This is a genomic window from Pseudomonas sp. PGPPP4, from assembly GCF_002256045.1.
GTDB lineage: Bacteria > Pseudomonadota > Gammaproteobacteria > Pseudomonadales > Pseudomonadaceae > Chryseomonas > Chryseomonas oryzihabitans.
On record NZ_NKID01000004.1, the window covers coordinates 518837 to 531208 of the forward strand.

Annotated in this window: 13 protein-coding genes and 2 rRNA genes; 2 read left to right on the forward strand and 13 right to left on the reverse strand. The window is 65.1% G+C overall.

All coding sequences use genetic code 11. The features are described from left to right. Positions 1 to 82: 82 nt before the first annotated feature. The 6 genes from CFE50_RS10560 to CFE50_RS10585 form a co-directional block, all read right to left on the reverse strand. Complete coding sequence (locus tag CFE50_RS10560; RefSeq protein ID WP_286733318.1) at positions 83 to 2131, reverse strand: AsmA family protein; 2049 nt, start codon at positions 2129 to 2131, stop codon at positions 83 to 85. A gap of 226 nt (positions 2132 to 2357) precedes the next feature. Continuing rightward, a complete protein-coding gene (locus CFE50_RS10565; protein ID WP_286733321.1) occupies positions 2358 to 3491 on the reverse strand; it encodes an MFS transporter in 1134 nt (377 codons plus the stop codon). 13 nt (positions 3492 to 3504) lie between these two features. After that, on the reverse strand, positions 3505 to 4284 hold the full coding sequence (locus CFE50_RS10570; protein ID WP_286733324.1) for a DeoR/GlpR family DNA-binding transcription regulator: 780 nt from the start codon (positions 4282 to 4284) through the stop codon (positions 3505 to 3507). A gap of 69 nt (positions 4285 to 4353) precedes the next feature. Then, positions 4354 to 5232 (reverse strand): EamA family transporter, encoded by an 879-nt coding sequence (locus CFE50_RS10575; RefSeq protein ID WP_286733326.1) that lies wholly within the window; start codon positions 5230 to 5232, stop codon positions 4354 to 4356. Between the two features lie 144 nt (positions 5233 to 5376). Next, complete coding sequence (locus tag CFE50_RS10580) at positions 5377 to 5775, reverse strand: DUF3140 domain-containing protein (protein WP_007162604.1); 399 nt, start codon at positions 5773 to 5775, stop codon at positions 5377 to 5379. After that, on the reverse strand, positions 5772 to 6290 hold the full coding sequence (locus tag CFE50_RS10585) for a hypothetical protein (RefSeq protein ID WP_007162605.1): 519 nt from the start codon (positions 6288 to 6290) through the stop codon (positions 5772 to 5774). Before CFE50_RS10585 ends, CFE50_RS10580 begins: the two co-directional genes overlap by 4 nt. Before the next feature lie 123 nt (positions 6291 to 6413). On the opposite strand from CFE50_RS10585, the gene CFE50_RS10590 reads away from it, so the two are divergent. Together CFE50_RS10590 and CFE50_RS10595 are read left to right on the forward strand one after the other, a co-directional pair. Continuing rightward, on the forward strand, positions 6414 to 7349 hold the full coding sequence (locus CFE50_RS10590; RefSeq protein WP_241809226.1) for an alpha/beta hydrolase: 936 nt from the start codon (positions 6414 to 6416) through the stop codon (positions 7347 to 7349). A 120-nt stretch (positions 7350 to 7469) separates the two neighbouring features. Then, complete coding sequence (locus CFE50_RS10595; protein WP_042138274.1) at positions 7470 to 7934, forward strand: hypothetical protein; 465 nt, start codon at positions 7470 to 7472, stop codon at positions 7932 to 7934. A gap of 42 nt (positions 7935 to 7976) precedes the next feature. Here the strand turns inward: CFE50_RS10595 and CFE50_RS10600 are convergent, their stop codons facing one another. The 7 genes from CFE50_RS10600 to CFE50_RS10630 form a co-directional block, all read right to left on the reverse strand. Continuing rightward, a complete protein-coding gene (locus CFE50_RS10600) occupies positions 7977 to 9269 on the reverse strand; it encodes an MFS transporter (protein WP_145152807.1) in 1293 nt (430 codons plus the stop codon). A gap of 99 nt (positions 9270 to 9368) precedes the next feature. Next, positions 9369 to 9827: a DUF3301 domain-containing protein gene (locus tag CFE50_RS10605; RefSeq protein WP_027599086.1), complete on the reverse strand. Its 459-nt coding sequence runs from the start codon at positions 9825 to 9827 to the stop codon at positions 9369 to 9371. Positions 9828 to 9855: 28 nt separating this feature from the next. Continuing rightward, positions 9856 to 10035 carry a hypothetical protein gene (locus tag CFE50_RS10610; RefSeq protein WP_037006863.1) on the reverse strand — a complete coding sequence of 60 codons (180 nt, stop codon included), beginning with the start codon at positions 10033 to 10035 and terminating at the stop codon, positions 9856 to 9858. After that, on the reverse strand, positions 10032 to 10784 hold the full coding sequence (locus tag CFE50_RS10615; RefSeq protein WP_007162611.1) for a type III pantothenate kinase: 753 nt from the start codon (positions 10782 to 10784) through the stop codon (positions 10032 to 10034). The genes CFE50_RS10610 and CFE50_RS10615 overlap by 4 nt, the downstream gene beginning before the upstream one ends. Further along, complete coding sequence (birA, locus tag CFE50_RS10620) at positions 10774 to 11718, reverse strand: bifunctional biotin--[acetyl-CoA-carboxylase] ligase/biotin operon repressor BirA (protein WP_286733333.1); 945 nt, start codon at positions 11716 to 11718, stop codon at positions 10774 to 10776. Before birA ends, CFE50_RS10615 begins: the two co-directional genes overlap by 11 nt. A gap of 82 nt (positions 11719 to 11800) precedes the next feature. Beyond that, a 5S ribosomal RNA gene (rrf, locus tag CFE50_RS10625) occupies positions 11801 to 11916 on the reverse strand. A 159-nt stretch (positions 11917 to 12075) separates the two neighbouring features. Then, a 23S ribosomal RNA gene (locus CFE50_RS10630) occupies positions 12076 to 12372 on the reverse strand; the annotation flags it as partial.

Below are 12372 nucleotides of genomic sequence, written 5' to 3' on the forward strand. Positions count from 1 at the left end.
ACCAGAGCGGTTCTTTTCCGCCCGTCAGACGCCGCCGAACGGTCGTCTGTCAAGTACCGCGAACCCGCTCTGGCGCAAGAGTTCAACGCCCTGCGCGCATCTGCTGCAACAGGGTGCTGCACTGGGCGCCCTGCTCGTTGCTCGGCGCTACCAGTGCCAGCAGACCGGCGGCCGGCGCCGCGAAGGTGGCAAGCAGTGCCGCCGCCGCGCCGCGTGCGGCTAGCGGCAGCGCCTTCACGCCTGGCGATGGATTCTTCAGGGTGCCACGCACATAGAGCGGCGAGCGCAGCGAGAAGATGCGCAGGCCCTTGCTGTGGGGATCGACGGTGAGATCCAGCCGCTCGGTCGCCAGGTTGATGGTGCCGGTGATGTTGATCAGGGCATTCTCGGTGTCGAGCACGAAGACCTGGGGCTGCACCAGACCCTTCTTGAAGTCGAGATCGGCGACCGCGCAATTGATCTCCACCTCGTCATCGCCAAACAACCGGTCGACCAGGTAGTTGCCGACATTGAGTCCGGCCAGCTCCATCAGGCTGCGGCTGATGCGGCCGTCGTTCATCAGCAGCTTGAGTTCGCCGTTGCTGGTGCCGAGCAACGCCGCCACCGAGTTGCCGGTGCCACTCAGGGTGGCATCGCCATTGAGTTCGCCCATGCTGCGCTTCATGGTCTCCACGGTGGGGAACAGCTGGTTCAGCTTGACCCGGCGCACATGCAGATCGACCCGCCCCTGCAGGGGCGTCTTGTCGCCTTCCAGGCGCACCGTGGTGTTCAGATCACCCCCGGCCACGCCAAAGCGCAGGGGGTCGAGCAGCAGCACGCCATCGGTCAGGCGCACATGGGTGTTGAGATCGGTGATCGGCAGTTGCGCGTTCTGCACGATGCGCTTGCCGGTGAAGCGTACGTCGGCATCCATGGCGCGCCAGCGCTCGGTGCGGAATTCGGAGACCGGCAGCGCCTTGTCGGCGGGCTGCTTGCTGGTCTCGCCCTTGGCCACCTGTTGCTCCTTGGTATCGGCGCCAATCAATGGCGCGAGGTCCTCGAACAGCAGCTGATCGGAGCGCAGGGTGCCACTGAGCTTGGGCCGCGGCTTGCCACCGGTGAACAGCACCTCACCATGCAGATCGCTCTTGCCGACCCGGCCATTGAAGTCTTCATAGCTGAAGCGGGCCCCCGCCGGATCGTTGAGCTTGACCGTGAGATGGCCGTCGGTGCCATAGGGCGCCGTCTCCGGCAGGGTGACCCCGGTCAGCGGATAGAGCTGCGCCAGGCTCTTGCCTTCCAGCACCAGGTGCAAATCCAGGGCGCCCAGCCGCCGCGGATCGGTCAGGGTGCCAAAGACCTGGACGCGGGTCTCGCCGGCCCGGGCATCGAGCTGGATGGGAAAAGGCACATCGGCGTCCTGCAGCGCCAGCAGGCCGCCGATCTGGCCACGGCCACTGACCGGTACCTGTTTGTAGCTGCCCTCCACCGTCAGGGCGAACTGAAAGGGCTGGGTCTGCTTGACGTGGGAGCGCTGACGCGTGGTGCCCTGCTTGCCCACCAGATCGGCATAGGCGATGGGCGCGTCCAGGGAGGTGATCCGCGCGCGCAGCCGGGTGGCGGTCTGGGCATCGTCGAAGCTGACCTGGCCGGCGTCGAAGCCGATGGTGCCGATATCCACGGTCCAGGCCGAGGGTTCGGCCTTGGGGTCCTTCTCGGCGGTCTCGAAGGTCCAGCTGTTGCGGCCATCGGCCAGCCGCTGGGCATTGACCACCGGCCCACTGAGGTCGATGCGCGGGATATAGATCTGCTTGGCCAAGAGCGCCAGCGGCGAGATCCGCAGCTGCACCCGGTCGAGGTGAACGAAGGTCTTTTCCTTGGCCCAGTCCGGATTGCCCAGGGTCAGGTCTTCGGCGGCGATGTGCGGCCAGGGAATCCAGGCGCGCCAGCCGCCCTGATCCGGCTCGCGGTGCCAGACCACGCCCAGGTTGCCCTCGATGGCGAAGGGTCGGTGCAAGGCGCTCGACACCTGCTCGTTGATGGTCGGCTTGAGCCGATTCCAGTCGAAGGTGGCGAGGACCACCACCAGCACTACGAGCAGCAGCAGGATGATTCCCAGCAGCCAGGCGAGGATCTTGCGTGGGCGCGTCATGGCCGCCTCCTTGGATTTCCGTTCCCTCTTGGGTCTGCTCAGCGCAGCGGGGTTCCCTGGATAGGGCTCGGAGCCTGTTCAAAGGCTCGCGAGCTAGAGACGAGCAAGGCGAAAAGACTTGAGGAAGCGGAGTTTACGAATGGTAAATGAGCATTCCGACCGGGCTGGCGACCCAGGGGCTTTTCAACGCCGTTTGGCCGACGTGCAGCAGCCTTTGGGCAAGCTCCTAGGGCTTGCGCTGACGCAGCGCCAGCAGCGCCACCGCCACCCCGATCAGGGTCAGCAGCAGCAGGCTGCCGCGCAGACCCACCTGCCCCGCCACGGCGCCGATCAGCGGCGGACCGAGCAGAAAGCCGAGATAGCCGGCCGTGGCGGTCATGGCGATGCCGGCAGCCGGAGTCTCGGCCACCTGGCCGGCGGCGCTGAAGGCCGCGGGCACCACATTGGACAGACCCAAGCCGACCAGGGCGAAGCCGAGGATGGCAGTCCCGGGCGCTGGCAGGAGGACCGCCAGCGCCAGTCCCAGGGTCGCCAGCAGGGCGCCGCCAACGATCACCTGGGGACCGCCGAAGCGGCCGCGGATGCCGTCGCCGAACAGGCGGCCCACCAGCATGGTCAGCGAAAAGGCCGCATAGCCCAGGGTGGCCACCACCGGGCTCGCCCCGCCCACCTGGCCCAGGTAGACGGCGCTCCAGTCGGTCATGGCGCCCTCCAGCATCAGGCAGCCCAGGGCGATCAGCCCCAGCGCCAGCACCCGTCGATCCGGCAGGCGCAGGGCGTGACTGACCGGACTGCGATCGCCTTCGTCCAGGGCCAGGGCGGCGGGCAGGGCCAGCACCAGCGCCACCAGGGCGGCGGCCAGCAGTACCGCCAGCGCCGAAGCGCCCAGGTGCAGCACCAGGGCCCCCAGGCCGGCGCCGAGAAAGCCGCCCAGGCTGAAGGCGGCATGGAAGGACGACATCAGCGGACCGTTCCAGCGGCTTTCGACATCGCTGGCATGGGCGTTCATGGCCACGTCGATCAATCCGTTGCAGGCGCCGAGCAATAGCGCGCAGGGCAGCAGCCAGCCCAGCGACGGCGCCAGCCCGGGCCCGCTCAGCACCAGCACGAAGGTCAGGATGCTCAGGCGGGTCAGGCGGCCGGTCCCGCCCAGGCGCGGCACCAGCACCCCGGCGAAGGGCATGGTCAGCAGGGCGCCGAGGGCGACCGCTAGCAGCACCAGACTCAGTTGGCCGTCGCCCAGCAGCAGATCGCGCTTGAGTTCGGGAATGGCCGCCGCCCAGCCGCCGATCCCGCAGCCGTTGGCAAGAAAGACGGTAAAGGTGGCGCGGCGCTGGCGACGCAAGACGGCAGAAGTCATGGCGATCCTTGGGCTAGCGGTCGCTGGCGAGCGAATGCAGTTGCAGGCCGGCGTCGCGATAGGGTTGCAGACGCTCCTCGCTCAGCCCCGGTTCCAGCACCAGGTGGTTCAGCTGATTGAGGCGGAGCACGTGATAGAAGGCCACGCTGTCGAGCTTCTCGGCGGTCACCGCGACGGCGACCTGAGTGCTCTGCTCGGCCACGGCCGCCTTGAATTCGGCTTCTTCCAGGTCGAAGCCGGTCACCCCGGTTTCCACCGCCAGGGCGCAGGTCCCGAGAAAGGCCAGGTCGGCGCGCACGCCGCGCAGATCGCGCAGCGCCCGGGCGCCCAGGCAAGCACCCGATTCCGGCGCGGCCAGGCCGCCGATCATCAGCACCCGGATGCCCGGGCGCTGCAGCAGCGCCGCGGCGATCACTGGGGCGTTGGTGGCCACGGTCAGGTCGAGATCCGTGGGCAGCGCCTGGGCGATGGCCAGATTGGTCGAGCCGGCATCCAGCACCAGCAGTTGCCCGCGCTGCACCAGCCTGGCCGCGGCCAGGCCCAGCGTCTGCTTGGCCGCCTCGTCCTGGCCGATACGCGCCGGCAACGCCTCCGGTGGCGTCAGCAGCGAGAGCGCCCCGCCATACACCCGACGGCACAGCCCCTGGCGGGCCAGCTCACGCAGGTCGCGACGCACGCTGTCTTCGGAAATGCCCCAGGTCGCGGCCAACTCGGCCGACAGGACCCGGCCCTGTTCGCGCAACAGAGCCAGGATCGCGGCCTGGCGTTCTTCGGGAAGGTGGATGGCAGTCATGGCTGATACTCCAGGAGGATCAGCAGATCATGCACAATCAATTACAAACGTGCAATATCATGCACTGAATTATGCCTTGCTTCGGGCATCCAGCCAGCGGCCGCCAAAGACATTGATCAGCAGGCCGAGCATGACCGCCACGCCACCCACTTCCTGCTGGAGGGTCATCTGCTCACCCAGCAACATGGCGGCCGAGGTCAGCCCCACCACCGGCACCAGCAGGGAAAAGGGCGCCACCTGGCCGGCCGGATAGCGTGACAGCAGGCGACTCCAGATGCCGTAGCCGACCAGGGTGGCGATAAAGGCCAGGTAGACGATGGCGAAGACCGAACCCGCCGACAGCGAGGTCAGCGCCGTGGCGATCTGCTCGGGTCCTTCCAGTAGCAGCGACAGCAGGAAGAAGGGGATGGGCGGAATCAGGCTGCCCCAGACCACCAGGCCGAGCATGTCCACCTTGCCGATCTTCTTGGTGACGATATTGCCCAGTCCCCACATGGCCGCCGCCGCCAGGGTCAGCAGGAAACCGGCCAGGGTCATGGTGACGCCATGCTCGGTACCGATCAGCAGCAGGCCCAGCGCCGCCACCAGCAGCCCGACCAGACTCGCCCGGCGCACCCTCTCACCAAGAAAGGTCGCCGCGAATGCCAGAGTGAAGAAGGCCTGGGCCTGCAAGACCAGCGAGGCCAGCCCCGCCGGCATGCCCACGTACATGGCCGAGAACAGGAAGGCGAATTGTCCCAGGGAAATGGTCAGGCCGTAGGCCAGCAGCAGTCGCCAGGACACCTGGGGGCGTCGCACGAAGAGGATGGCCGGAAAGGCCGCCAGACAGAATCTCAGGGTGCCAAGCAGCATCGGTGGCACGCCATGCAGGCCGAGCTTGATGACGACAAAGTTCACCCCCCAGGCCAGGATGACGACCAATGCCAGCAACAGATCCCGGGGGGCCATCGACAACTCCTTGAACGCATTCAGATAGATAGGCGGCTACCCTACTCCTTTGCGCCCGTGCTGCGGCGTCACAGTTGCCCACAAATTCGGCCAGTCACTCTGCCCGAAAACAAAAACCGCAGCCTGGGCTGCGGTTCGTCGGGATCAGGCGCTGCGCTTGTCACGCAGGGGGTCATGGCCCCAGTTCATCAGTGACTTGCGCCAGCGCGAGTCTTCGATGTCGCCGTCCGGTCGCTGCTTGAGGTGGCGATGCACATAGCCGATGACCTTGCGCATGGCCTTGTAGTCATCGTCTTCCAGCTCGGCCTGGCGCTTGCCCTTGAGCTCGAGGATGCGCTCGCCCATGGCATGACCGACTGCCTTGCCGTCGTTGGCGGCCTTGACCTTCTTGCCACCCTTGGTCATGCCCACGCCCTTGCTGGTGTCACCGCTGAGCCATTTGCGCAGCTGACTCGGGGTCATGTTGACCACCTGCTTGAACTCGCTGCGGACCTCTTTCTTGTCGTCCTTCTTGTCGTCGTTGGAAGCCTTCTTGGTGCTCATTTTTCACCTGCCTTTTGCAACGCCTTCACCAGTTCGTCTTTCTTCATGCGCGACCGGCCCCGCACCTCGCGGCGCGCCGCACGCTTCATCAGCTCGTCCTTGGTCAGACCGGCCAGGCCCGACTCACGCGCCGCCGCCGTCTTGCGCGCCACGTCGGCCGGCTGCTTGGAATGCTGCTTGCCGCGGCGCGTGTCACGGCGCTTCTTGGCGGTGGTGCGCTGGTACTCTTCCTTGCTCAGGGAGTCCCGGGCCTTTTCCGGCAGATAGCGCTCGCCGGTCTCCTCGGACTTCTTGCCGGAGCGGGTGTCCCATTTCTCGTCGGTCCACTGCTGCAGATGATTGTCCTTGCCCTTGCCGCCCTGGTATTCACCACCGCGCTTCTGGTACTCCTGGGAGGCCAGTTGCGCCTTGCGCGCCGACCACTGACCGGGCTTGCCGCCCTTGTCGCCCTCAGTAATCTCTTTCTTCACCTTTTCCCAGAGTTCGGGATCGCTCTTCTTGGCCGTCGCACTCATGGCTCACCTCAGGTTGGGGGTCACTGCAGTCGCTGTCTCTAGGATGACTGTCCAACCGAAACGGGGGTTCGCGCCAGGCGACGAATGCCCCTACCCTGCGTCTTCCGGTATCCAGAGAAAGCCATGTCCCTCGCCACCCTGCTCCGCCGTCGCCTGATCCCGCTGCTCTTCGTTACCCTGCTGGTAGGGGTGGGGGTCCCCTATGGCTGCTCGGAACTGGCCTATCGCGAACGCCAGTGGGTGTTCAGCATCGAGCCGGGCAATGCCAGCTGGTTCACCGGCGTGCCGGAAGGCGTCCGCCAGCTCAACCTGCCGGTGCCGGACGGCCTGACCGGCACCGACTACCTGCATGCCTGGTGGTGGCCCGCCCGCCGTCCGGACGCCCCTACCCTGCTCTATCTGCACGGCACCCGCTGGAATCTCACCGCCCAGGTCCGGCGCATCGCCACCCTGCGGCAACTCGGCTATTCGGTGCTGGCCATCGACTATCGCGGCTTTGGCGAAAGCCCTGGCGACGTGCCCTCCGAACGCAGCGTCTACCAGGACGCCCGGGTCGCCTGGAAGCATCTGCAGAGCCTGCAGCCCGATCCCCGCAAGAGATACATCTACGGCCACTCCCTGGGCGGCGCCGTGGCGGTCGACCTGGCCTGGCGCATCGCCCGCGACGGGGATCCCACGGGCGACTATCCCGCCGCGGCCGGGCTGATCATCGAATCCACCTTCACCACCCTGGCCGATGCCGCCTCGGCGGTGGTCGACACCCGCTTTCCCCTGCGCTGGCTGATGTCGGAAAAATTCGACTCCCTGGACAAGATCCCGGACATCCATATCCCGGTGCTCATCGTCCACGGCAGCGACGATCGCTATGTCCCTCCCCGCTTCAGCGAAGCCCTCTATGCGGCGGCCCGGCCGCCCAAGCGCCTGCTGCTGATCCCCGGCGGGACCCACTCCAACAGCATGGTGATAGGCACGCGCGACTATGCCGCCGCCTTGCGCGAGCTGTTCGGCGGCGCGCACCTGAGCGAAGCGGAAAAGGGGCAATCATCGACGGGAGGCTAGAGACTTTTTGAAAGGCATCGACGGCGCTGATAGTCACTATCTCGCCAGTCTATTTTTTTCGAGCGGTCCTGCTCGGGATACTGAACTCACTCCAGCACAGTTTCCCCAGAGGACACCATCATGAACCTGCGTATCGCCTTCGGTTTCGCCCTGACCGCCCTGGCCCTGAACACCTTCGCCCAGGACTTCGCCTTCACCCCCAGCGCCGCCACCCAGGTCGCCGAGGAATCCAGCCAGCGCCCGCTGGGCCAGCTGATCAAGCAACAGCAGCAGCGCCTGCAGCAGCGCACCCTGGCCGAAGAATCCAGCCTGCGTCCCCTGGGTGAAGTCATCAAGCAGCAGCAACGCCAGGTGCAGGAACGCCGGATCGCCGAGGAATCCAGCCTGCGCCCCCTGGGCCAGGTGATCGAAGACCAGCAGCAGCGCCTCGGTGACGATACGGTGGCCGAAGAATCCAGCCAGCGTCCCATGGGTCGGCTGATCGACCGTCAGCAGCATCGCCTGCAGGATGACGCCCTGGCCGAAAACGGTTCGGCCCAGACCCTCGACCGCCTGATCAAGGCCGGCCAGACCCGCCAGGCCTGAGTCCTAGTCGTCTCTTCCTGCCCGGCCTCGCGCCGGGCTCGCTCAGTGGCTCTTCTCGCCACCCGGCCCGATACTGGCCGGCGCCTCCACCACCAGTTCCTGCGGCACCTCGTCGATGCGCGGATCCAGTGCCGCCGCCATCGGACTCACCGTATCCGGCATGGCCACGTGATGCAGCGGCGCCTCGTCCAGCCGGTGTTCGCCACTGACGAAGCGGGGCTGCACGAAAACGATCAGGATCACTGCATAGGCCGAGGTCAGCACATAGAAGGTGCCCGGGCCGAAATGCTCCATGGCCGCACCGGCCAGCAGCGGTCCGATACAGGCCCCCACGCCATAGGTGGTCAGCAGCATCGCCGACAACTCCACGCGCCGCTCGGGCTCGACATGGTCGTTGGCAAAGGCCGTCGCCAGCGGATAGAGGGTGAACAGCAGCATGCCCGAGACGAAGCCCGCGGCCAGCAGCCAGGGATAGGGCAAGGTGATCAGTCCCCACAGCGGTACCGCCGCCAGGCACAGCAATACCGCATTGGCGCGGATCAGCTTGCAGCGATCGAGGCGATCCGACAGCCAGCCCAGCGGCCACTGGGCACAGAATCCCGCGACGATGCACAGCCCCACATAGAAGCTCGATTGCGCCGTATCCAGGCCACTGCGACTGGCGAACACCGGCGCCAGGCCATAGAAGCCCCCCACCAGCAGCCCCGCGGTAAAGATGGTCACCAGCGACTGGGGCACCCGCTGCCAGAAGAAACGGATCTCCAGCGGTGCCGCCACCAGCTTGGCCGGGTGCACCCGCCGGGTCATAGCCAGGGGAATCAGGCAGGAGGCAAAGCAGATGGCCACCAGCAGCAGCGGCTTGTAGTCGAGCTGCGGATGCCAGGCCAGCAGCGCCTGGCCGATCACCAGCCCCAGGTCCACCGCCACCATGTAGCCGGCGAACACCTTGCCACGCTGGTGATTCTCCGCCTGCTCGTTGAGCCAGCTCTCGATCACCATGTACTGATTCATCATCACCACGCCCATGACGAATCTCAGCGCGATCCAGACGTTCAGGTCATCGATCAGGGCATGGATGAGCACGGTGACCGTCGCCGCACCGGCGCAGGCCACATAGGAACGGATATGGCCGACACTGGCGATCAGCCGATGGCCGAACTTGCCGCCGCACACCAGCCCGAAGTAATAGGCCGCCATCAGGGCGCCGGTCCACATATCCCCCGCCCCCTGCTCGGTCAGTCGCAGACCGATGTAGGTGGTGAAGAGACCGGAACCGGCCAGCATCAGGAGGGTAGCGAAATAGAGCGCAGGAAAGGTAACGAGAGGGCTGAACATCAGGGATCACATGAAGAGAAACGAAAAAGCCGGAGCGGAGCAGCGGTGCTGAGCGTCGGGATGGGGGAAGGGAAAGCTGTCGAAAGCAGGTATGCCGGACTACTCCGGCTCTTGCCGCCGATTGGTCTCGGTACGCTGGCGCTGCCGCCACTGGTCCAGATAGACCACCTGGCCATGCTCGGGCTTGGCCTGATAGGCAGGCGCCGAAGCCACCACCGAATCGGCCGTCGGACGTTCGACCTCGGGTACCACGAAGGGGGCGAATTCGACCTTGGCCAGGGTCTTGCCGAACAGGGCCAGAGAGGCGTCGAGCCGCTCCTCCCCCGTCACGGTGAATTCGAAGGAAAACAGTCGGGCCAGGCGCTTGCGTCCCTTGGCATCGGCCAGCCAGCGAAAGCGCGAGAAAGCCACGGCGCCATCGAGCAGCAGCACCTTGCGGCGACGACACTCCTGCTCGGCCAGCAGCAGCGCGCGCTCGCGAATGCCATGGGCATGCCAGAACCACAGACCAATGCCGACCGCGCCCAGCAACAGGCAGAGATTACCTAGCGTCAGCATCTTCGCTCCTCATCGAAGGGTACCGCCGTCACTGACGCCGCGCAGCGTCACCAGATGCCGTCTCGTTCAACAGGCGAATGTTCTCACGCTCGCCTTTGTACAGCGCCAGAGGGGCGATTTCCTTACCCAGCAACGGCACCTGCTGTTGGTGCCATATGTAGTAGAAAACGTTCAGTACCACCAATAGCAGAAACAACCAACGCATCATTCGTTCTCGAGCGGACACGCCAAAGCCAATCCAGCAAACACCATATCGGGCACGATCCGCGCACCCGGAACGACATGTTTGACCAGTTCCGCGTCCCCCCCGGTCAGAAAGATCTCGCACCCTTCGGCGAACATTTCCTGAGCCAGTTCGTACTGGGTACGGACGAAACCCTTGAGCATGTACAGACACCCACGCTCCACGGCCTCGATGGTCGTGCGTCCCGGCGCCTCGTAGCGTTCACCACTGGCCCAATGTGGATCGTAGCGGATCCGACGGGTATGGGTCTGCAGTTCCCGACGCATCAACGGAATCCCCGGACAGATGAACCCTCCCTGGTGCTCGCCCTGGGCATCGACCAGATCCGCGGTGACCGCCGTCCCCAGGTCCAGGACCACGCAGGCCTTGCCCTCGGCCAACTGCACCGCGGCCAGGATCACCAGCCAGCGATCCATGCCCAGACGCTGATGGTCACGATAGCCATTGCGCACGCCATTCCACACCTCGACCGGCAGGGCCTGGTGACAGGCGATGCCAAAGGTGGCGGTGAGCCGCTCCTTGAGCTGCTGGGTCTCTTCGTCGCTGCGCACGCTGACCAGCCGGCAGGCCGCCAGGGCAGGACTGTCCGGCTGGGAAAGCGCCGCGATCAGGGCGTCGTCGCTGTCGACGATGCCGGTATCCACCACCTCGGCACCGGCTGCGAGCAGGCGCCACTTGATGAGGCTGTTACCGCAATCGAGTTCAAGAATCATGATCTAGGCTCAGGCTCAATTCGCCACCGCTGAATGCCTGCGTCTGACCGTCTACATGCATGAGAATAGCCCCATCTTCGGCAACTCCTGCCACTGTGCCCTGGATACAGCGAACCCCCGAAGACAGGGTTACCGCTCGACCTTGCCAGCCATGATAACGCTCCCACTCGCTGCGCAGGGCGGCGAATCCGGACCGGCGATGAATCTGCCACAGACTGTCGATTTCCCGGAGCAGCAGGCTGGCGACCTGGTTGCGGTCCTGCAGACCGCCCAAGGCCTCGGCCATGGAGATCCACGGCTGATCGATGTTGTCGGCGAGGCGCATGTTGACGTTGATGCCGATGCCGATGATGGCCTGGCAGACGTCCTGCGGATCACCCGACAACTCGATGAGGATGCCGGCCAGCTTGCGCCCACGGACCAGAACGTCGTTGGGCCACTTCAGGCAGGCGTCCTCGACGCCCAGCTGTTGCAGGGTGCGGATCACCGCCAACCCCATGGTCAGACTCAGGGCCTGCAGTTTCTGGATCCCGCCCGGGCTGGAGACCACGGCGGTGAGATAGAGATTCTTGCCATAGGGGCTGACCCAGGCGCGGCCACGACGACCACGACCGGCCTGTTGATGCTCGGCCAGCAAGGCGAATGGCGGTTGCTGCTGCGGCAGACGGCGTTGCGCCTCGGCATTGGTGGAGTCTATGGAGGCCAGGACCGCCACCGGCCAACCGCCCTCCTGTGCGATCCGCTCGGCATCGAGCAGCGACAGGGGCTCCTCCAGGCGGTAACCCCGTCCCGGAACCTTGAACACCTCGACGCCCAGGTCATCTTCCAGCGTCTTCAGCCGCTTCCAGATAGCACTCCTGGAGACGCCCAAGGCTTCACCAAGCTCGACGCCGGAATGAAATTTTCCATCACTCAGCAGTTTCAGCAACGGCATCCCGAACTCCGTTCGACTTTCTTCCGCCCCAATGACAACACCCCCGTCAGAGTGAACTGAGCGGGGGTGCTGGGTGTTAGGCGCTTGACGATGACCTACTCTCACATGGGGAAGCCCCACACTACCATCGGCGATGCATCGTTTCACTTCTGAGTTCGGGAAGGGATCAGGTGGTTCCAATGCTCTATGTTCGTCAAGCAATTCGGTTGGCTGGCCAGGCGTAGAGCGTGCCTGGCTGGCCCAATTGGGTCTGTGATCGAAGTAGACGTGTCGTCTTGGGGTCTTGCGAACCCACGCGCCCGTTTTCGGCGTCGTCTTCCTCACGCTCTGACCGCGGTCAGATTGTTTGGGTGTTATATGGTCAAGCCTCACGGGCAATTAGTATCGGTTAGCTCAACGCCTCACAGCGCTTACACACCCGACCTATCAACGTCGTAGTCTTCGACGGCCCTTCAGGAAGCTCAAGGCTCCAGTGAGATCTCATCTTGAGGCAAGTTTCCCGCTTAGATGCTTTCAGCGGTTATCTCTTCCGAACATAGCTACCCGGCAATGCCACTGGCGTGACAACCGGAACACCAGAGGTTCGTCCACTCCGGTCCTCTCGTACTAGGAGCAGCCCCTCTCAAATCTCAAACGTCCACGGCAGATAGGGAC

Bases quoted from the DNA above. Each gene is read 5' to 3' on its own strand.
- CFE50_RS10560 (WP_286733318.1), bottom strand. From the start codon at position 2,131: ATGACGCGCCCACGCAAGATCCTCGCCTGGCTGCTGGGAATCATCCTG.
- CFE50_RS10565 (WP_286733321.1), bottom strand. From the start codon at position 3,491: ATGACTTCTGCCGTCTTGCGTCGCCAGCGCCGCGCCACCTTTACCGTC.
- CFE50_RS10570 (WP_286733324.1), bottom strand. From the start codon at position 4,284: ATGACTGCCATCCACCTTCCCGAAGAACGCCAGGCCGCGATCCTGGCT.
- CFE50_RS10575 (WP_286733326.1), bottom strand. From the start codon at position 5,232: ATGGCCCCCCGGGATCTGTTGCTGGCATTGGTCGTCATCCTGGCCTGG.
- CFE50_RS10580 (WP_007162604.1), bottom strand. From the start codon at position 5,775: ATGAGCACCAAGAAGGCTTCCAACGACGACAAGAAGGACGACAAGAAA.
- CFE50_RS10585 (WP_007162605.1), bottom strand. From the start codon at position 6,290: ATGAGTGCGACGGCCAAGAAGAGCGATCCCGAACTCTGGGAAAAGGTG.
- CFE50_RS10590 (WP_241809226.1), top strand. From the start codon at position 6,414: ATGTCCCTCGCCACCCTGCTCCGCCGTCGCCTGATCCCGCTGCTCTTC.
- CFE50_RS10595 (WP_042138274.1), top strand. From the start codon at position 7,470: ATGAACCTGCGTATCGCCTTCGGTTTCGCCCTGACCGCCCTGGCCCTG.
- CFE50_RS10600 (WP_145152807.1), bottom strand. From the start codon at position 9,269: ATGTTCAGCCCTCTCGTTACCTTTCCTGCGCTCTATTTCGCTACCCTC.
- CFE50_RS10605 (WP_027599086.1), bottom strand. From the start codon at position 9,827: ATGCTGACGCTAGGTAATCTCTGCCTGTTGCTGGGCGCGGTCGGCATT.
- CFE50_RS10610 (WP_037006863.1), bottom strand. From the start codon at position 10,035: ATGATGCGTTGGTTGTTTCTGCTATTGGTGGTACTGAACGTTTTCTAC.
- CFE50_RS10615 (WP_007162611.1), bottom strand. From the start codon at position 10,784: ATGATTCTTGAACTCGATTGCGGTAACAGCCTCATCAAGTGGCGCCTG.
- birA (WP_286733333.1), bottom strand. From the start codon at position 11,718: ATGCCGTTGCTGAAACTGCTGAGTGATGGAAAATTTCATTCCGGCGTC.